This window comes from Oscillibacter sp., from assembly GCF_028693505.1.
Classification (GTDB): domain Bacteria; phylum Bacillota; class Clostridia; order Oscillospirales; family Oscillospiraceae; genus Oscillibacter.
Window position 1 is genome coordinate 17,680 of the sequence record NZ_JAQUVF010000010.1, and the last position, 18,480, is coordinate 36,159.

Annotated in this window: 19 protein-coding genes; 13 read left to right on the forward strand and 6 right to left on the reverse strand. The window is 60.0% G+C overall.

Going from position 1 to position 18,480, the window contains the following annotated elements:
• Positions 1-93: 93 nt before the first annotated feature.
• From PHI30_RS04570 to PHI30_RS04580, 3 genes are all read left to right on the forward strand, one after another.
• A complete protein-coding gene (locus PHI30_RS04570; RefSeq protein ID WP_300024479.1) occupies positions 94-1,821 on the forward strand; it encodes a phospho-sugar mutase in 1,728 nt (575 codons plus the stop codon).
• A gap of 58 nt (positions 1,822-1,879) precedes the next feature.
• The gene (locus PHI30_RS04575; RefSeq protein WP_300024482.1) at positions 1,880-2,266 is read left to right on the forward strand and encodes a NifB/NifX family molybdenum-iron cluster-binding protein; all 387 of its coding nucleotides are present in this window, start codon (positions 1,880-1,882) and stop codon (positions 2,264-2,266) included.
• Positions 2,267-2,524: 258 nt separating this feature from the next.
• Positions 2,525-3,172: a superoxide dismutase gene (locus tag PHI30_RS04580; protein ID WP_367186330.1), complete on the forward strand. Its 648-nt coding sequence runs from the start codon at positions 2,525-2,527 to the stop codon at positions 3,170-3,172.
• An 8-nt stretch (positions 3,173-3,180) separates the two neighbouring features.
• Here PHI30_RS04580 and PHI30_RS04585 read toward each other — a convergent pair whose 3' ends face one another.
• Entirely contained in the window at positions 3,181-3,573 is a 393-nt protein-coding gene (locus tag PHI30_RS04585; RefSeq protein ID WP_300024603.1) for a hypothetical protein, read from the reverse strand.
• Between PHI30_RS04585 and PHI30_RS04590 the strand changes: the two genes are divergently transcribed.
• From PHI30_RS04590 to PHI30_RS04620, 7 genes are read left to right on the forward strand one after another with little or no spacing between them, the layout of a single operon-like run.
• Positions 3,475-4,680 carry a dihydroorotase gene (locus tag PHI30_RS04590; protein ID WP_300024598.1) on the forward strand — a complete coding sequence of 402 codons (1,206 nt, stop codon included), beginning with the start codon at positions 3,475-3,477 and terminating at the stop codon, positions 4,678-4,680. The genes PHI30_RS04585 and PHI30_RS04590 overlap by 99 nt on opposite strands.
• Entirely contained in the window at positions 4,677-5,414 is a 738-nt protein-coding gene (locus PHI30_RS04595; RefSeq protein WP_300024485.1) for a dihydroorotate dehydrogenase electron transfer subunit, read from the forward strand. Before PHI30_RS04590 ends, PHI30_RS04595 begins: the two co-directional genes overlap by 4 nt.
• The gene (locus PHI30_RS04600; RefSeq protein WP_300024488.1) at positions 5,408-6,325 is read left to right on the forward strand and encodes a dihydroorotate dehydrogenase; all 918 of its coding nucleotides are present in this window, start codon (positions 5,408-5,410) and stop codon (positions 6,323-6,325) included. Before PHI30_RS04595 ends, PHI30_RS04600 begins: the two co-directional genes overlap by 7 nt.
• On the forward strand, positions 6,318-7,019 hold the full coding sequence (gene pyrF, locus PHI30_RS04605) for an orotidine-5'-phosphate decarboxylase (RefSeq protein WP_300024490.1): 702 nt from the start codon (positions 6,318-6,320) through the stop codon (positions 7,017-7,019). Before PHI30_RS04600 ends, pyrF begins: the two co-directional genes overlap by 8 nt.
• Positions 7,020-7,044: 25 nt before the next feature.
• Positions 7,045-7,680 carry an orotate phosphoribosyltransferase gene (gene pyrE / locus PHI30_RS04610; RefSeq protein WP_300024493.1) on the forward strand — a complete coding sequence of 212 codons (636 nt, stop codon included), beginning with the start codon at positions 7,045-7,047 and terminating at the stop codon, positions 7,678-7,680.
• A gap of 11 nt (positions 7,681-7,691) precedes the next feature.
• The gene (pyrB, locus tag PHI30_RS04615; RefSeq protein ID WP_300024495.1) at positions 7,692-8,612 is read left to right on the forward strand and encodes an aspartate carbamoyltransferase; all 921 of its coding nucleotides are present in this window, start codon (positions 7,692-7,694) and stop codon (positions 8,610-8,612) included.
• A 15-nt stretch (positions 8,613-8,627) separates the two neighbouring features.
• Positions 8,628-9,053, forward strand: coding sequence for an aspartate carbamoyltransferase regulatory subunit (locus PHI30_RS04620; RefSeq protein ID WP_300024496.1), 426 nt, complete (start codon positions 8,628-8,630; stop codon positions 9,051-9,053).
• A gap of 188 nt (positions 9,054-9,241) precedes the next feature.
• Here the strand turns inward: PHI30_RS04620 and PHI30_RS04625 are convergent, their stop codons facing one another.
• The 3 genes from PHI30_RS04625 to PHI30_RS04635 all read right to left on the reverse strand — a co-directional run bounded on the left by PHI30_RS04625 (position 9,242) and on the right by PHI30_RS04635 (position 11,864).
• Positions 9,242-10,111 (reverse strand): radical SAM protein, encoded by an 870-nt coding sequence (locus PHI30_RS04625; RefSeq protein WP_300024498.1) that lies wholly within the window; start codon positions 10,109-10,111, stop codon positions 9,242-9,244.
• Positions 10,108-11,385: an aminotransferase class I/II-fold pyridoxal phosphate-dependent enzyme gene (locus PHI30_RS04630; protein WP_300024501.1), complete on the reverse strand. Its 1,278-nt coding sequence runs from the start codon at positions 11,383-11,385 to the stop codon at positions 10,108-10,110. The genes PHI30_RS04625 and PHI30_RS04630 overlap by 4 nt, the downstream gene beginning before the upstream one ends.
• 140 nt (positions 11,386-11,525) lie before the next feature.
• Entirely contained in the window at positions 11,526-11,864 is a 339-nt protein-coding gene (locus PHI30_RS04635) for a hypothetical protein (protein ID WP_300024504.1), read from the reverse strand.
• A 226-nt stretch (positions 11,865-12,090) separates the two neighbouring features.
• Here PHI30_RS04635 and PHI30_RS04640 point away from each other — a divergent pair, with 226 nt between their 5' ends.
• Positions 12,091-13,422: an MATE family efflux transporter gene (locus PHI30_RS04640; protein WP_367186331.1), complete on the forward strand. Its 1,332-nt coding sequence runs from the start codon at positions 12,091-12,093 to the stop codon at positions 13,420-13,422.
• A gap of 84 nt (positions 13,423-13,506) precedes the next feature.
• Here the strand turns inward: PHI30_RS04640 and PHI30_RS04645 are convergent, their stop codons facing one another.
• Positions 13,507-14,982, reverse strand: a complete 1,476-nt coding sequence (locus tag PHI30_RS04645; RefSeq protein WP_300024510.1) for a pyridoxal-phosphate dependent enzyme — start codon at positions 14,980-14,982, stop codon at positions 13,507-13,509.
• Positions 14,979-15,608 (reverse strand): transcriptional regulator, encoded by a 630-nt coding sequence (locus tag PHI30_RS04650; protein WP_300024513.1) that lies wholly within the window; start codon positions 15,606-15,608, stop codon positions 14,979-14,981. Before PHI30_RS04650 ends, PHI30_RS04645 begins: the two co-directional genes overlap by 4 nt.
• Positions 15,609-15,863: 255 nt before the next feature.
• Between PHI30_RS04650 and PHI30_RS04655 the strand changes: the two genes are divergently transcribed.
• Both PHI30_RS04655 and ygeW read left to right on the forward strand, forming a co-directional pair.
• Complete coding sequence (locus PHI30_RS04655; protein ID WP_300024516.1) at positions 15,864-17,267, forward strand: YgeY family selenium metabolism-linked hydrolase; 1,404 nt, start codon at positions 15,864-15,866, stop codon at positions 17,265-17,267.
• Positions 17,268-17,279: 12 nt separating this feature from the next.
• Complete coding sequence (gene ygeW, locus PHI30_RS04660) at positions 17,280-18,470, forward strand: knotted carbamoyltransferase YgeW (RefSeq protein WP_300024519.1); 1,191 nt, start codon at positions 17,280-17,282, stop codon at positions 18,468-18,470.
• The last annotated feature ends 10 nt before the right edge of the window (positions 18,471-18,480 follow it).

Genomic DNA, 18,480 nt, shown 5'->3' on the forward strand with positions numbered 1-18,480 from the left:
GAGATTTCACGGCGCGGAGAGCGGTTTTGAGACTTTCCCGCACCCACAGCACGCTGTCATTCATTTTCCACATTTTACATAGGAGGTATCATTATGGATTTCATGCAAGAATACGAAAAGTGGCTGGCCAGCCCCGCCCTCTCTGCGGCGGAACGCGCTGAACTGGAGGCCATCCGGAACGATCCCCGGGAGATCGAGGCCCGTTTTTATGCGCCTCTGGAATTCGGCACCGCCGGTTTGCGGGGCACCATGTGTACCGGACTGCACAACATGAACCTCCACGTGATCCGCTGGGCCACCCAGGGCTTTGCCGACGTCATCGCCGCTGAGGGCGAGGCGGGAAAGCGCCGGGGCGTCGCCATCTGCATGGACTGCCGCAACCACTCCATGGACTTTGCCCGGGCCGCTGCGGAGGTGTGCGCCGCCAGCGGCATCCACGTGCGCATTTTCGAGTCCCTGCGCCCCACGCCCGAGCTGAGCTTCGCCGTGCGGGAGTACGGCTGCCAGGCGGGCATCAACGTCACCGCCAGCCATAATCCGAAGGAATACAACGGCTACAAGGTCTACTGGGAGGACGGCGCCCAGCTGCCGCCCCACCACGCCGACGCCATTGCCAAGCGGCTGGGCGAGATCGACATTTTCACCGGCATCCGCACCATGCCCTATGACGAGGCCGTGAAGGCGGGCCTTGTGGAGGTTTTGGGCGCGGAAACGGACGAAAAATTCCTCGCCAACGTCATGGCGCAGGTCAACGACAAAGAGACCGTTTCCAAGGTGGCGGACACCTTCAAGGTGGTCTACACCCCCTTCCACGGCACCGGCTACCGTCTGATTCCGGAGGCGCTGCGCCGTCTTGGCATCAAGCACCTCTACTGCGTGCCGGAGCAGATGGCGATAGACGGAAACTTCCCCACCGTCGTCTCCCCCAACCCGGAAAACCCCGAGGGGTTTTATCTCGCGGTGGACCTTGCCAAGCGGGAGGGCGCCGATTTCATCGTAGGCTCCGACCCCGACGCGGACCGGGTGGGCGTCATGGTGCGGACCAAGTCCGGCGAATTCAAGGTCATTTCCGGCAACCAGACCGGCGTATTGCTGCTGGATTACCTGATCGGCGCTATGAAGCGCTCCGGCCGGATGCCGGAAAAGGCCGTGGCGCTGAAAACCATCGTCACCACAGAAATGGCCCGCAAGGTGGCGGAGGTCAACGGCCTTTCCTGCTTTGACACCTTCACCGGCTTCAAGTTCCTGGCGGAGAAAAAGGATCGGCTGGAGCGCACCGGCGAGGGCAAAGTGATCTTCTCCTACGAGGAGTCCTACGGCTACATGCTGGGCGACTATGTCCGGGACAAGGACGCCGTCACCGCCTCCCTGCTGCTGACGGAAATGGCCGCATGGTATGCCTCTCAGGGCCTGACGCTATCTGACGCCATGGACGCGCTGTATGAAAAATACGGGCATTTTGCCGAAAAGACCCACAATCTGGTCATGCCCGGACTGGATGGGTTGAAGGACATGGCAGCGCTGATGGAGTCCCTGCGCAGCGCCCCTCCCGCCCAGCTCTCCGGCGTCAGGACCGCCGTTTGGAAGGATTATCAGGACGGTTCCGTCACGAACTGCGCCACCGGCGCGAAATCCGCCATGGAGCTTTCCGGGTCCAACGTGCTGCGCTTTGAGATGGCCGACGGAACCTCCGTCATCGTCCGCCCCTCCGGCACGGAGCCGAAGATCAAGGTCTACATCCTGACCCAGGGCAAAACCGCCGACGAGGCCGCCGCCAACCTCAAAAAGTACGGCGAGTGGGTGGATACCCTGAAAAAATAAGCGCCGCTGCGTTGGACGGCTTTCCCCACGCAGCCCAAGATCAGAAAGGACACACCTTATGAAAATTGCAGTCACCTATGAAAACGGCAGCGTTTTCGGCCATTTCGGCCACACCGAGCAGTTCAAGATTTACGACGTGGAAAACGGCTCTGTCGCCTCCGCGCAGATCGTCCCCACCAACGGCAGCGGCCACGGCGCGCTGGCTGGATTTCTGGCGGAGCACGGCGTGGAGGCCCTGATCTGCGGCGGCATCGGCGGCGGCGCGCAGGAAGCGCTCTCGCAGACCGGTATCCGGCTCTACGCCGGCTGTGCCGGAAACGCCGACGAGCGGGTGGCGGAGCTTTTGGGCGGCACGCTCGCCTTTGCCGAGGGAGCCACCTGCGACCACCACCACGAAGAGGGCCATCACTGCGGTGGGCACGAGCACACCTGCGGTCATTGCTGATCGTCAAAGCGCGCGCTGTCAAATGTCCCGGTCTAATAAGAATGTCTTTAAAACGGCAGCAATGGAGCGCTTCCATGCTGCCGTTTTTTTAAAGGTTTGGGATACATCCCGGCACAGATGATATTTGAAAGACAAATGGGAAAATTGCTTGGCTGCTATACTCCGTCTCCCCCTAAGACGCACTCGTTAACTTTTTGCCCCATAATTTCCGGCAAAGCGCATATACTTTCTTGAGAACTTTACCGGAAAGGACGCACTATGATGGAACAACACGCTCCCTTTTCCCTGCCACCGCTGCCCTACGGCTACGATGCGCTGACGCCGCAGCTGGACGAGCGGACGATGCACTTTCATCACGACAAGCATTTTGCCGCCTATGTGGACAATCTGAACCGCCTGCTAAGCGACCACCCGGAATACCAGACGTGGACGCTGGAGGAGCTATGCCAAAACTGGCAGAGCCTGCCTGAGAGCATTCGGCAGGGCGTTCGCAACAACGCCGGCGGCGTTTACAACCACGACCTCTATTTCCGCACGCTCTCGCCCACGCCGGCCTCCTCCCCCCTTGGCGCGCTGGAAGGCGCCATTGCCCGGGATTTCGGCGATCTGCCCGCGCTCAAAACCGCCTTGAAAACGGCGGCGCTGGGGCAGTTTGGCTCCGGCTGGGCGTGGCTCACCAGCGACGACGACGGGCGCTTATCCATCCGCAGCACGCCCAATCAGGATACGCCCCTGCCGCTGCATCCCCTGACGTGCTGCGACGTTTGGGAGCACGCCTACTACCTTCAGTACCAAAACCGGCGGGGCGACTATTTTGAAAGCTGGTGGCAGCTGGTGGGCTGGCCGCAGCTGACAGAGCAGTACGCAAGCTGGATGGACCACCGTCCCCGGCACCCGCAGCCCTGAGCGCCGCTTCAGGGAGTCCCTGATTGCGGACCGCGTGCGCCCAGCGCGATTGTTTTCCCCCTCCAAAACGTGCGCGGGAATCGAAGCAGAGGTTCATCGTCAAAAGCGGGCCGGTAACCGGCCCGCTTTTTGTGCATCCTACTCTGGAAATACCCGTTGACAATTCCGGTGATTTCCGATAGTATAATAAGTCGAATGAAAAAAGAGGAAGGAGAGCCTATATGAGTCTGCTGCTGACCGGCGGAGCCGTTTTTTTGAATGGCGCGTTTCGAAATACCGACGTAGCGATCAACGAGGGTCGTATTGTTTCCGTTTCCCCCACTCTTCCCCGGGAAGGGTTTTCCGTGATTGAATTGCATAATCAGCTCCTTGTTCCAGGTTTCGTTGATGTTCATGTTCATCTTCGAGAGCCTGGTTTTTCTTATAAGGAAACCATCTTTTCCGGCACGGCGGCTGCCGCCCGCGGCGGATACACCGCCGTATGTGCCATGCCCAACCTGAAGCCCGTGCCGGACAACATGGAGCACTTGCAGGTGCAGCTGGACGCCATCGCCAAAAACGGCAAAATCCACGTCTACCCCTACGGGGCCATCACCCGGGACGAACAGGGCGAAACCTTGGCGGACTTTGCCGCTATGGCGCCCTTTGTGGCGGGCTTTTCCGATGACGGAAAGGGCGTCCAGTCCGAAGAGCGGATGCTTCAGGCCATGCTTCTGGCCAAGTCGGTGGACAGGCCCATCGTGGCCCACAGCGAGGACAACACGCTGCTGCCCAAGGGCTGGTGCGTCCATGACGGGGAATACGCCCGCGCCAACGGATTGATTGGAAATCCCTCCGAGAGCGAATGGCGTCAGGTGGAGCGGGATCTGCGGCTGGTCCGGGAGACGGGCTGCCGCTATCACCTGTGCCACATCTCCACCAAGGAATCCGTGGCGCTGATCCGGCAGGCCAAGGCGGAGGGGCTGCCGGTCTCCTGCGAGACCGGGCCGCACTACCTGCTGCTTTGCGACGCTGACCTGCAAAACGAGGGGCGCTTTCGCATGAACCCGCCCATCCGCTCCAGCGCGGACCGGGACGCCCTGCTGGAGGGACTGCTGGACGGCACCATCGACTGCATCGCCACCGATCACGCCCCCCACTCCGCCCAGGAAAAGAGCGGGTCCCTGCAAGAAAGTCTCAACGGCATTGTGGGGCTGGAGTGCGCCTTTTCGGTGCTCTACACCCAGCTGGTGGAAACCGGGGTCGTGCCACTGGAACTTCTTCTGCGGGCAATGTGCGTGACGCCCCGGCGTCTTTTTGGCCTGCCCGGCGGCGAGATCGCCCCCGGTGAGATCGCCGATCTCACGGTGCTGGACGTGAACCGCCCCCACGTGGTGAACGCCGCCGATTTTCGCTCCCTGGGGCATGCCACCCCCTTCGACGGCTGGGGCGTATCCGCCGCCGTGGCCATGACCATTTGCGGCGGAGAGGTCGTCTACGCGGATCTTGCGCAGCAGGAGGCACTATGAAAAAATCATTTTTTACGCTGGAACACGCCCGGCAGCTGACGGAGGACACCTATGAAGTGGTGCTCTCGGGAGACACCTCCGCCATCACCGCGCCGGGGCAGTTTGTCAATATTGAGCTGCCGGGAAAATTTCTCCGCCGCCCCATCTCCATCTGCAACTGGACGCAGGACGCCCTGATGCTGCTGGTGAAGGTGGTGGGCGATGGCACGCGGGAGCTGGTGCGCTGCGTGCCCGGCACGGAAGTGGACGTTTTGAGCGGCCTTGGAAACGGCTTTGACCCAGCCCTTGCCGGTAGGCACCCCATCCTCGCCGGCGGCGGCATCGGCATCGCGCCGCTCTACGGCCTTGCCCGGCGGATGCTGGAAGCGGGCCTTCCTTTCACAGTGGCGCTGGGCTTTCGGACCGGGAAGGACGCCTTTTATCTGGAGGAATTTGCCGCGCTGGGCTGCCGCCTGCTCATCGCCACGGAGGATGGGTCTCTGGGCACCCGCGGCTTTGTGACCGACTGCATCCGCAACGTGCCGGAGTGCGATTACGTACTGGCCTGCGGGCCGCTGCCCATGCTGCGAGCCGTGCACGGCCTGCCCCAGCTCACCGGCGGTCAGTTCAGCTTTGAGGCCCGGATGGGCTGCGGCTTTGGCGCCTGCATGGGCTGCACCGTCCCCACGGTGAATGGCTATAAGCGGGTGTGCAAGGACGGCCCCATTCTGTTCCGGGAGGAGATCGTATGGTAAACTTGGAGATTTCTCTTGCGGGCGTGGCGCTGAAAAACCCCATCATCCCCGCCTCCGGCACCTTCGGCTATGGCCGGGAGTACGCCGAGGCCTATGATTTGGACGTGCTTGGCAGCTTTTCCTGGAAGGGCACCACCGCCGCTCCCCGGCTGGGCAATCCCCAGCCCCGGATTGCGGAAACGCCCTGCGGAATGCTCAACGCCGTGGGCCTTCAAAATCCCGGCATGGACGCGGTGATCGAAACGGAGGTCCCTCACATCGCGGAGATTTTCCACGGCCCCGTCATCGCCAACGTGGGCGGATTCTCCCTTGCGGAGTATGCGGAAAACTGCCGGAAGCTGGACGCGGTGGAGCAGGTGGCCATTCTGGAGGTCAACATCTCCTGCCCCAACGTCCACGCAGGCGGCAAAAATTTCGGCTGCGACCCCAAGTCCGCAGCCGAGGTGACCCGGGCGGTGAAAGCCGTCACGAACAAGCCGGTTTTCATGAAGCTGACCCCCAACGTCACCGACATTACCGAGATCGCCCGCGCCTGCGAAGAGGCGGGGGCCGACGGACTGTGCCTCATCAACACCCTGCTGGGGATGCGCATTGACCTGCGCACCCGGCGGCCGCTGCTTGCCAACCGCACCGGCGGACTTTCCGGCCCCGCTGTGTTCCCTGTGGCGCTGCGGATGGTCTGGGACGTCTATGAGGCGGTGAAAATTCCCATCATCGGCTGCGGCGGAGTCTCCTCCGCGGAGGACGCGGCGGAGATGATGCTCGCGGGCGCCGCCGCCGTGGAGGTGGGCGCTGCCAACCTCAAGGACCCTTACGCCTGCAAAACCATTATCGAGCGCCTGCCCGCTGTCTGTGCACAGCTGGGCGTGGACACAATTTCTGAATTGACGGGAGGAGCACATCATGGCTAAAGACGTAATCATCGCGCTGGACTTCCCCACAGGGGAAGAGACGCTGCGGTTTCTGGACCGCTTTCCCGCCGGGGAAAAGCCCTTTGTAAAAATCGGCATGGAGCTTTTTTACGCCGAGGGGCCGGACATGGTCCGCAAAATCAAGGACCGGGGCCACAAGATCTTTCTGGACCTGAAGCTTCACGACATCCCCAACACGGTCAAGCGGGCCATGTCCGTTCTCTCCCGGCTGGATGTGGACATGGTGAATCTCCACGCCGCAGGCGCTTCGGAGATGATGCGCGGCGCGCTGGAGGGGCTGACCCGTCCGGACGGCAGTCGTCCGCTGCTGATTGCCGTCACCCAGCTGACCTCCACCGACCAAACCGCCTTAAAAGGCGAGCTGCTGATCGACACCCCCATGGCGGAGACCGTTTTGTCCTACGCCAACAACGCCGCCCAAAGCGGTCTGGACGGCGTGGTCTGCTCCCCGCTGGAGGCTGCGCTGGTGAAGGAGCGCTGCGGCGCGGCGTTTCTCACCGTCACCCCGGGCATCCGCTTTGCGGACAGCGCCGTGGGCGATCAAAAGCGCATCATGACCCCGGAGAAGGCCGGAAGGTCGGGCTGCGACTACATCGTGGTGGGCCGTCCCATCACCCAGGACCCCGACCCCGTGGCTGCCTATCGCCGGGCGGTAAAGGATTTTCTCGGATAACCATTCTGTGAGGAGGATTTTTAATATGAGTATCGAACGTACCATTGCCCATGACCTTTTATCCATCGGCGCGGTGTTCCTGCGCCCCAACGACCCCTTTACCTGGGCCTCCGGCATCAAAAGCCCCATTTACTGCGACAACCGCCTGACGCTCACCGCGCCCACCGTGCGCACCCACGTGGAAGAGGGACTGGTGGACCTCGTCTGCAAGCATTACCCCACGGCCGAGGTCCTGATGGGCACCTCTACCGCGGGCATCGCCCACGCCGCCATCGTGGGCCATCTCATGGGACTGCCCATGGGCTATGTCCGCTCCGGCAGCAAGGACCACGGCCGTCAAAACCGCATTGAAGGGAAGCTGGAAGTAGGCGCGAAGGTGGTCGTGGTGGAGGATCTGATCTCCACGGCGGGCAGCTGCATCGAGGTGGTGGAGGCCCTGCGCGAAGCCGGCGCGGAGGTGCTGGGCGTCGTGTCCATCTTCACCTACGGCCTGCAAAAGGGACTGGACCGTCTCTCTGCCGCAGGAATTGTAAACTTTAGTCTCTCCAATTTTGACGCCGTGTGCGAAGTCGCAGCGGAGGAAGGCAAGATTCAATCGGAGGATATTGCGCGGCTCAAGCAGTTCCGCGCCAACCCCTCTGACGAGAGCTGGATTCGATAAGGAGGACCACTATGCCCAGAAATATCATTGACATCACCGATCTCACCGTTGCGGAGATCGATCAGCTGATCGCCACGGCGGAGGATATCGTCGCCCATCCCGCCAAATATCAGGACGCCTGCGCCCACAAGCAGCTGGCGACCCTCTTTTTTGAGCCTTCCACCCGCACCCGCCTCTCCTTCGAGTCCGCCATGCTGTCCCTCGGTGGCAGCACGCTGGGCTTTTCCGACGCCATGAATTCCTCCACCTCCAAGGGGGAGACCGTGGGCGACACCATCCACACCGTCAGCTGCTATGCCGACATCATCGCCATGCGCCATCCCAAGGAGGGCGCACCCTATGCCGCCGCTCAGTTTTCCGAGGTACCCATCATCAACGCGGGCGATGGCGGTCACAACCACCCCACCCAGACGCTGACGGACCTTTTGACCATCCACCGGGAAAAGAACCGGCTGGATAATTTCACCATTGGCTTTTGCGGCGATCTGAAGTTTGGCCGGACCGTACACTCGCTGGTGAACGCTCTGAGCCGCTATGAAAATATTCACTTCGTCCTTGTCTCCCCGCTGGAGCTGAAGCTGCCCCGCTACGTGAAGGAGGAGGCCCTGAAAAAACGGGGCATTCCCTATACCCAGACCACGGATCTGGAGTCCGTGATTCCCCAGCTGGACATCCTCTATATGACCCGCGTCCAGAAGGAGCGGTTTTTTAACGAGGAAGAGTATCTCCGCTTGAAGGACAGCTACGTGCTGACGCCGGAAAAGCTGGCGAGCGCCAAGGAGAGCCTCTCCATCCTGCATCCCCTGCCCCGGGTGAACGAAATTTCCGTGGCGGTGGACAAAGACCCCCGCGCCGCCTATTGGAAACAGGTGAAAAACGGAAAATACATCCGCATGGCGCTGATTTTGAAGCTGCTGGGCATTGAGGTTTGAAGAGAGGAGCTTAACATGAACATCGACAGTATCCAAAACGGCGTGGTTCTGGACCACATTCAAGCCGGCAAGAGCATGGACATCTACAAGTATCTGCATCTGGACGAGTTGGACTGCTCCGTCGCCATCATCAAAAACGTCCGCAGCCGCCGTATGGGCAAAAAGGACATTATTAAGATCGACTCCCCCATGGAAGTGGATTTGGACGTGCTGGGCTATATCGACGCCAATATCACCGTCAACATCATCCGCGACGGCGTGCGGATGGACAAAAAGCATCTGGAGCTGCCCCGCAAGCTCGTGAACATCATCCGCTGCAAAAACCCCCGCTGCATCACGGTGGCGGAGCCGCAGCTGGACGCCATCTTCCTTTTGAGCGACTCGGACAAGCACACTTACCGCTGCGGCTATTGCGACACGGAAGTGGATCGGAAATTTTAAATAATGTCTGCTGAAGTTTCAAAACAGCCCTGTTTTGAAACTCAAAAGAGCGATTTGCGCTCTTTTGGCAAATGCACTTCTCAAAGTGCATTTGTTCAGTGGACATTAAATACGGAGGGCGCGTCGCCCGCCTGAAAAGGAAAGCCCCCGGCTTAAGCCGGGGGCTTCTTATTTGTTCTTGGTTTGGCTCAAAGGCCCCGCCATTCCTCCGGCCGCAGGCGGCCCAAGTCATGCTCGGCGGCGTCGATGGTCCTGAGCATTGCCGCCTGATCTCCATTCAACGTGCCCTTGAGCACCAGATAGTTGCTGGCGTGGTTCATGCGAAACACGCTGCCGGGGCTATCCAGATGCTCCATCAAAAGCCGCGTCTCCCGCAGGACCTGCTTCGGGTCCAGCAGATGGAACGTTCCATCCTGCAGCCAGTCATACAGCGGCGTCTCCGGCTCCACCATCAGCGTCAGCATGCCGATATACTCCGGATTCATGGCGTTGAAGGCTTTGGCCGTCTCCACGGCGTGCTGCTCCAGCAGCTCCGGGCCGCCAAGGCCCGTAATGGCGGTGACGGAGAGGGCAATCCCGTTTCGGCGCACCTTTTGCCCCATTTCGATGATCTCCGCCGCGCCATGCCCCTTTTTCATAAAGGTCAGCACCTCGTCGCAGCCGGACTCCAGCCCCATGTAGACCATGGTCAGACCCTTTGCCCGGAGGGTTTGCAGCTCCTCATCCGTGCGGATGCGGATGCTGGAGGGGGAGGCATAGCTGGTGACGCGCTGGCACTCCGGGAACAGCTCCCGTACGGTATCCAAGATGGTGTAAAGCTCTTCCGCTTTACGCACTAAAGCATCTCCGTCGGCAAGAAATACCTTGTCCACGTGGCGGTAGAGCTGCCGGGCCGTCCGGAAATCCTCCAGAACCTCTTCCAGCGGGCGGATGGCAAACCGCTTTTCCTTATACATGCTGCAAAAGGCGCAGGTATTGTGGCTGCACCCGTAGGTCACCTGAACGATCAGGCTGTACGCCTCGGAGGGCGGACGGTAAACGCTGCCGTAATATCTCATACGCCCAGCTTCTCCAGCGCCGCCATCTTCAGACACACGCACAGCACGTCAATGGCCTTTTCCAGCTCCTCCACCGGTGGCAGAGAGGGCGCGATGCGCAAATTGCTGTCCCGGGGGTCCTTCCCATAGGGGAAGGTGGCGCCGGCGCCGGTGAGGGTGACGCCAGCCTCACGGCACAGCTCCCACGTGCGATGGGCCGTTCCGGGCATGGCGTTGAGAGAGACGAAGTAGCCGCCCCGGGGCCGTTCCCAGCTGGCGATCTCCAGCGGCGCGATCTCCCGGTCCAGCGTGTCCAGCACGGCGCGGAACTTGGGTCCCATGATGGCGGCGTGCTTTTTCATCAGCTCCAGAGTATTGGCCTTGTCCTTGAGATACAGGACGTGGCGCTGCTGGTTCACCTTGTCAAAGCTGATGATCTGGATGGTCAGCAGCTCCGAAAGATAGGCAAGATTCTCCTCCGACGTTGCAAAGCAGGCGATGCCCGCGCCGGGCAGCGTGATCTTGGAGGTAGAGGCAAACTCAAACACCATGTCCGGGTTGCCTGCCGCGGCGCACTCAGCCAAAATGTCCGGGAAGTCCACATACGCGCCCTCGAACTCATGGACGCAATAGGCGTTATCCCACATCACGGTAAAGTCCGGCGCGGCGGGCCGCAGGGCCGCCATGCGGCGCACGGTCTCGTCCGAATAGATCACGCCGTCGGGATTGGAATACTTGGGTACGCACCAGATGCCCTTCACCGCCGGGTCCTTCACAGCCGCCTCCACGGCGTCCATGTCGGGGCCCTCGCTGGTCATGGGGATGGTGATAAGCTCAAAGCCAAAGGATTCTGTGATTTTAAAATGGCGGTCGTAGCCGGGAGCGGGACAAAGCCACTTCACCCGCTCTTCCCTGCACCAGGGCCGCTCACTGTGGACCAGTCCGTGGGTATAGGCCTTGGAGATGGTATCGTACATCAGCTGCAAGCTGGCGTTTCCGCCCACGAATACCTGCTCCGGCTTGCAGCCCAAAAGCTCCGCGAAGAGACGCTTGGCGCTGGGAAGGCCGGACATCTCCCCGTAGTTGCGCACGTCGATGCTGCCGGAGAGGAAATCCTTCGGCTCCTTCATCAGGTTGAAAATCACATCGGACACCATGTCCAGCTGCTGCTTGCCGGGCTTGCCCCGGGCCATGTTCAAACTCAGCTTCTGCGCTTTCAGCGCCTCGAACGCCTCCTGCTGGCGGGTATATTCTCTTTTGCGCTGCTCAGCGGTCATCTGCGGATAAGCAATCATTTGTATCCACCCTTTCCACGGATTATTTATGTATGAAGATTAGTATATCGGGTTTGCCCCATACTTTCAAGAAGGAATCTGCCCACAATTTCCGAAAAAATAACCGCCCCCACCGTATATTTCGGCGGGGGCGGTTCCGATCAGCAGCAGCAGGCGCAACCGGTGCTTCCCGCCGCGCAGGCAATGGACGCTTCGCCGGGTGCCATGGACACGCCGAAGCGGACGGGGATCGCCACGCAGACCTTCTGCGTCAGGGTCACCGTGCAGCTACTTTCGGCAGCGTCCGTCACGCAGACGACGCTGGGCGTTCCCTGGCAGGTGACTGTAATCGTCCCCACGGAAGCCGTGGGCGTCAGAATAACCGGCTCGGAAACATCCACGCACTGTGTACCGATTTTATTGCAGCCATTTAACGGGCAGGACTCCTCCGCCGGATGGGGCAGGATCGGTTCATGCTCATAGGCTTCGTTGATGCGCAAAACGAATCCCTCATTTCCTGGAATTTGTATCAAGAGGCGTCCCCACCTCCGGATACAATCCATCTTATGCAGTCCACCGCTCCGGCGTCTCTTTCCCGCCTGTCGAAAAAACGGTTTCCTTTTTCCGGCAGTTTGTGATAGGATGTTGTCATGTAAAAATTATGTAAAATTTTAAAAGCCAAAGGAAATGGATATGGACGAAAAGCAGGAAGAAAAATTTCAACAAATGACAAAGACGCCCGTCGGCCGCTTGATCTGCCGTCTGGCGTTTCCGTGCATCATCAGCATGCTGGTGACCGCCTTCTACAACATGGCGGACACTTTTTTTGTGGGGATGCTCCAAAGCAACAGCGCCACCGGCGCCGTGGGCGTGGTCTTTTCCCTGATGGCCATTATTCAGGCAGTGGGCTTCTTTTTCGGCCACGGCAGCGGAAACTTCATCTCCCGGGAGCTGGGGAAGCATCATCTGGACGAGGCCTCCAACATGGCTGCCACGGGATTTTTCTCCGCGCTGGCCGCTGGTTTTCTGATCTGCCTTCTGGGCCAGCTCTTTTTGGAGCCGCTGGCCTACCTGCTGGGGTCCACGGACACCATTTTACCCTATGCCACCGCCTATCTGCGCGTCATCCTTCTGGGCGCCCCATGGATGACCTCTTCTCTGGTTTTGAATAACCAGCTGCGCTTTCAGGGCAGCGCCGCCTACGCCATGGTGGGTATCACCAGCGGCGCTATTTTAAATATCGGGCTGGACCCGCTGCTGATCTTCACCTTCGACATGGGCGTGGCGGGCGCCGCGTGGGCCACCATCATCAGCCAGTTTCTGAGCTTTTGTCTGCTGCTAGCGGGCTGCGCACGGGGCGGCAACCTCCGCATCCATGTCTCCCGCGTCCAGTTTAAATGGTCCTATTACGCCATGATCGTCCGGGGTGGCCTTCCCTCCCTTGCCCGGCAGGGTCTTGCCAGCGTGGCCACCATCTGTCTCAATCAGGCCGCCGGACCCTTTGGAGACGCCGCCATCGCCGCCATGGGTGTGGTGCAGCGCATCATGATGTTCGGTGCCTCCGCCATGATCGGTTTTGGGCAGGGCTTCCAGCCCGTGTGCGGCTTCAACTACGGCGCACGGCTCTATGACCGGGTGAAGCAGGGCTTCTGGTTCTGCGTCAAATCCTCCACTGCGTTTCTCTGCGCCATAGGCGCTCTGGGCTTTGTCTTTGCCCCCCAGCTGATTGCGGTGTTCCGGGACGACCCGGAGGTCATCGCCTGCGGCGTCGCCGCGCTGCGGTTTCAGTGCGTCACCTTCTGCTTTCAGGGCTGGATCGTCATGAGCAACATGATGCTGCAAACCATCGGCCGCACCGCCCCGGCCACCTTTTTGGCCATGGCAAGGCAAGGCATCTTCTTCGTTCCTCTGGTGTGGATTCTCTCCGCCCTGTTTGGAATGGTCGGCATTCAGGTGACGCAGGCGGTGTCCGACTGCCTGACCCTGCTTTGCGCCGTTCCCATCCAGCTCAAGGTCCTGCGGGAATTTTCTTCCCTGCCCTCTCCCTCGGACGCGTGAGCCGTCCCTTCCAACGTCCAAAAAGGACCGGATTGCGCTAAAAGCGCGATCCGGTCCTTTTTATTTGGTGCAAGCGAAAATCCTTTACAGCGACTTCAATACGCCGGTTTCCTCGTTAAAGGCCTCGATCAGCTTATCCAGCGCCTTGGCCTGCGCGTGGACAGCATCCCACGTCCCCGCCGTGTCGTACCACAGAGCATCCAGCTCCTCGGCGGTTTTGCCCTGCTGTTCCACCCAGGTATAATACTTCAGGTTGTGGATGCGCTTGCGCTCCCGGTAGCCCAGCTCCAGCATACCGTCGGTTTTCTGACCCAGCAGGTGGATGGCGTGGTCCAGCGCCGCATCCAGTACACTGTACGCGCCGTGTTGGTCATGAAGCTCCTGCACGCGGCTGCCGTACATCACGGCAGAATCCGTGAGGACGGTGCCCACCACGTCGCGCTCCGTAAACTCGTAATATTTTGCCATTTTGATGCAGCAGAGCACGTTGGCGATACCGGAGATGCCCAGCCACGTCAGCTTCTCGATGGTCTCGTCATCCAGACGCAGCACTTCCTTGAGGTACTTCTGCCCCTCCGGCGTGTTGAACAGCCGCAGCAATCTCTGGCTGTCCTCGTCGTCAATGGCGATGGCCATATCGGTATTTTTCACGTTGTGAATCCACGGGATATGCTTGTCACCGATGCCCTCAATACGGTGGCCGCCAAAGCCGTTTTCCAGAATGGTGGGGCACTGGAGCGCCTCTCCCACGCCAAGCTTCAGCTGGGGATACCGCTCCTTGAGCCGGTCCCCGGCGGAAAGGGTCCCGGCGGAGCCGGAGGTGAAGCAGGCCCCCGCAAACCGATCTCCGGGACGCTTGACGCTCTCAAACACGTCCGCAAGCGCGTTTCCGGTGACGTTGTAGTGCCACAGGGGGTTGCCCATCTCCTCAAACTGGTTGAACACCATGTACCCGGGGTCCCGTTTGAGTTCGTTGGTCTTGTCGAAGATCTCCTTGACGTTGGACTCCCCGCCGGGGGTGGCAATGACCTCCGCCCCGATCTCACGGAGCCAGTCGAACCGCTCCCGGCTCATGCCGGCGGGCAGGATCGCCACACCCTGCGCGCCCAGCAGCTTGGAGTTGAAGGCGCCGCCGCGGCAATAATTTCCCGTGGAGGGCCACACGGCCTTATGGGCCTCCACGTCAAACTGCCCCGTCACCAGCCGGGGAGCGAGGCATCCAAAGCTGGCGCCGACTTTATGGCAGCCGGTGGGAAACCACTTGCCCACCATGGCGACGATCCGGCAGGGAACGCCGGTCAGCTCGCTGGGAAACTCCACATAATTGGGCGTCTCCTGATAGAGTCCGCCAAAGTCCTTCGGCTCGTTTTTCCAAGTGATCCGGAACAGGTTCAGCGGATTTACCTCGCCAAGCGCCACGTTTTTAAGCTTTGAGCGCACCTTTTCCGGAATGGTTTCCGGGTTGCGCATCTGAGCAATGGTGGGAATGAGGATACCATTTTCCTTTGCCTTGGCGATGTTGTGCGCCAAGCCTTCTTGATGGATGCTCAGGTCAATCATACGCTTTTGCCCTCCTGTTTGATATCGATATAAGAGTACAATGTGTACTTGGAAATGCCGAAATACCGGGCGATCTTATCTCCCGACTTCGTCACGAGGAACGCGCCGTTCTGATTTAAAAACCGGATGGCGCGCACCTTGTCGTCCTTGTTCATCAGCGCCACCGGCTTTCCCACCAGCGCCACCGACTGCTGGATCAGATCCTCCAGCAAATCGTTGACATTGACGATCTTCTCCGGCTCGCTTTGGGCCGGCTCCTGCGTGGAGATCAGCTCCTTCACGGCCCCTTCCACCATCAAAAGCTTGGAGATGTCGTAATTGATGGCAAGAATCGCGGAAACCTTCCCCCTGCCGTTGCGGATATAGATGGTCGAGGACTTGAGGATCTTCCCGTCCGGCGTCTTGGTCAAATAGCAAAGGTGGTCCTTCGGCTCCGGATCGTTGCTCTCCATCTGTTCCAATACCACGCTGGAAGCGCCGTCTCCCACCGCCCGCCCGGACACATGCCCGTTGACAATCGTCACGATGGAGTGGTCCGGATGGCGGCTCAGATCGTGCACCACCACCTCGCAGTTGCTTCCAAACTGCGCGGCAATGCCCTCTGCCACCTGCCGCAGAAGTTCCATTTTTCCGCTCTCCGTAAAAAACGCCCCCTTACTCACTTCATTCTTATCACTTTTATGAAATTTCTTTTTTATCATACCATAATTTTTGAGGAAATCAACCATGATTCAAAATAATTTTTTGGTTTTCTAAATCTTTGTTTGACAAGCAGAAATCTTATGCTATGATAAGAACAGATAAAAGACTCTGTTTCTACGAGAGCCGGTACCCTGCGTGCGCAAAGGGTAACATCTTACATTGATATGGAGGGCAATGCTATGGACTTTGAAGCGATCAAGGCGGCGGCGGAAGGCTATCGGGCGGACATGTCCCGATTCCTGCGGGATATGATCTCCCATCCCAGCGAGAGCTGCGGAGAACGGGAGGTGGTCTCGTGCATCAAGGCCGAGATGGAAAAGGTGGGCTTTGACAGCGTGGAAATCGACGGTCTGGGCAACGTCATCGGTTGGATAGGCGACGGGGACAGGATCATCGCCATCGATTCCCACATCGACACCGTGGGCGTGGGCAACCGCGCCAACTGGGAGGCCGATCCCTATCAGGGCTACGAGACGGAGGACATCATTTTCGGCCGGGGCGGCAGCGATCAGGAGGGCGGCATGGCCGCCGCCGTGTACGGCGGACGCATCATGAAGGACCTGCACCTCATTCCCGCGGGCTACAAGTTGATGGTGGTTGGCTCCGTGCAGGAAGAGGACTGCGACGGCATGTGCTGGCAGTACATCGTCAATCAGGGTTTCCCCGCCGCCAAGGACAAAATTGAGTTCGTCATCTCCACGGAGCCGACGGACGGCGGCATTTACCGGGGCCACCGGGGCCGCATGGAGATCCGCGTGGATGTAAAGGGAATCTCCTGTCATGGCTCTGCCCCCCAGCGGGGTGACAACGCCATCTTTAAAATGGCGGACATTTTGCAGGACGTCCGGGCGCTGAACGAAAATGGCGACGGACCCAGCAACCAGATCAAGGGCCTTGTGAAGATGCTGAACCCCGCCTTCAATCCGGAACACTTCGAGGACGCCCAATTCCTCGGCCGGGGCACCTGCACCGTCTCTGAAATTTTCTTCACCTCCCCCTCCCGCTGCGCCGTGGCGGACAGCTGCGCGGTGTCTATTGACCGGCGCATGACCGCCGGCGAGACGTGGGATTCCTGCCTCGAGGAGATTCGGAATCTGCCCGCCGTGAAAAAATACGGCGACGATGTCAGCGTCAGCATGTACATGTACAACCGCCCCTCTTGGACGGGGGAGGTTTACGAGACGGAGTGCTTCTTCCCCACTTGGATCAACCGGGAGAGCGCCGCCCACGTGCAGGCCCTCATCGACGCCCATCACGCCCTTTGGGGCGATGCGCGCATCGGCCACGACGACGCGGACCCCAAAAAGGACGCCATGCATCTGCGCCGGGGCCGTCCTCTCACGGACAAGTGGACCTTCTCCACCAACGGCGTGGCCATTCAGGGCCGCTACGGCATCCCCTGCGTGGGCTTTGGCCCCGGCGCGGAGTCCCAGGCCCACGCCCCCAACGAAATCACCTGGAAACAGGACCTTGTGACCTGCGCGGCGCTATACGCCGCCGTGCCCGGTCTTTACAAAGCGGAAAACAAAACCGGCGACGTCGCCCAGTTCCGCCAGAGCCTCACGGACAACGATATTAAATAAGGAGAGAACCGTATGTCTAAAACAATTGAACTGGCACAGCGCCTTGAAAAGCTGCACATCAACAACATGTATAAGAATGACTTCTACTGGACGTGGGACAAGACCGACGAGGAGCTCTCCGCCATTTTTACCGTGGCCGATGCCCTGCGGGATCTGCGGGAGCGGAACAAATCCACCCGCATCTTTGATTCCGGTCTCGGCATTTCCATCTTCCGGGACAATTCCACCCGCACCCGGTTCTCCTTTGCCTCCGCCTGCAACCTTCTGGGCTTGCAGGTGCAGGATCTGGACGAGAAAAAGAGCCAGATCGCCCACGGCGAAACCGTCCGGGAAACCGCCAACATGGTCTCCTTCATGGCCGACGTCATCGGCATCCGGGACGACATGTTCATCGGTGAGGGCCACAAGTATCAAAAAACCTTCATGGACGCCGTGAAGGAGGGCTACCGGGACGGGATTTTGGAGCAGCAGCCCACGCTGGTAAACCTCCAGTGCGACGTGGACCACCCCACCCAGTGCATGGCGGATATGCTCCATGTCATCCACCACTTCGGCGGCGTGGAAAACCTCAAGGGCAAGAAGATCGCCATGACCTGGGCCTACTCCCCCTCCTACGGAAAGCCCCTGTCCGTCCCCCAGGGCGTCATCGGCCTCATGACCCGCTTCGGCATGGACGTGACGCTGGCCCATCCCGAGGGGTACGACGTGATGCCGGAGGTGGAGGAGATCGCCCGGCGCAACGCCAAGGCCACCGGGGGGTCCTACACCAAGGTTTCCACCATGGATGAGGCCTTTGACGGCGCGGACATCGTCTATCCCAAGAGCTGGGCGCCCTTTGCCGCCATGGAAAGCCGGACAAAGCTCTATCAGTCCGGCGATCAAGCGGGCATCGACGCGCTGGAAAAGCAGCTGCTGGCCCAGAATGCCCAGCACAAGGACTGGACCTGCTCCGAAGAGATGATGAAGCGGACGAAGGATGAAAGCGCCCTGTACCTCCACTGCCTGCCTGCCGACATCTCCGCTCTTTCCTGCCCGGAGGGCGAGGTGGACGCCAGCGTGTTTGACCGGTATCTGGTGCCTCTTTACAAGCAGGCCAGCTACAAGCCCTACATCATTGCCGCCATGATCATGATGTCCAAGGTGAAGGACCCCGTATCCGCTCTGATGGCAATGGATGGCGGCAAGCCGCGGAAAGCCTTTTAAGGGGGAGTCT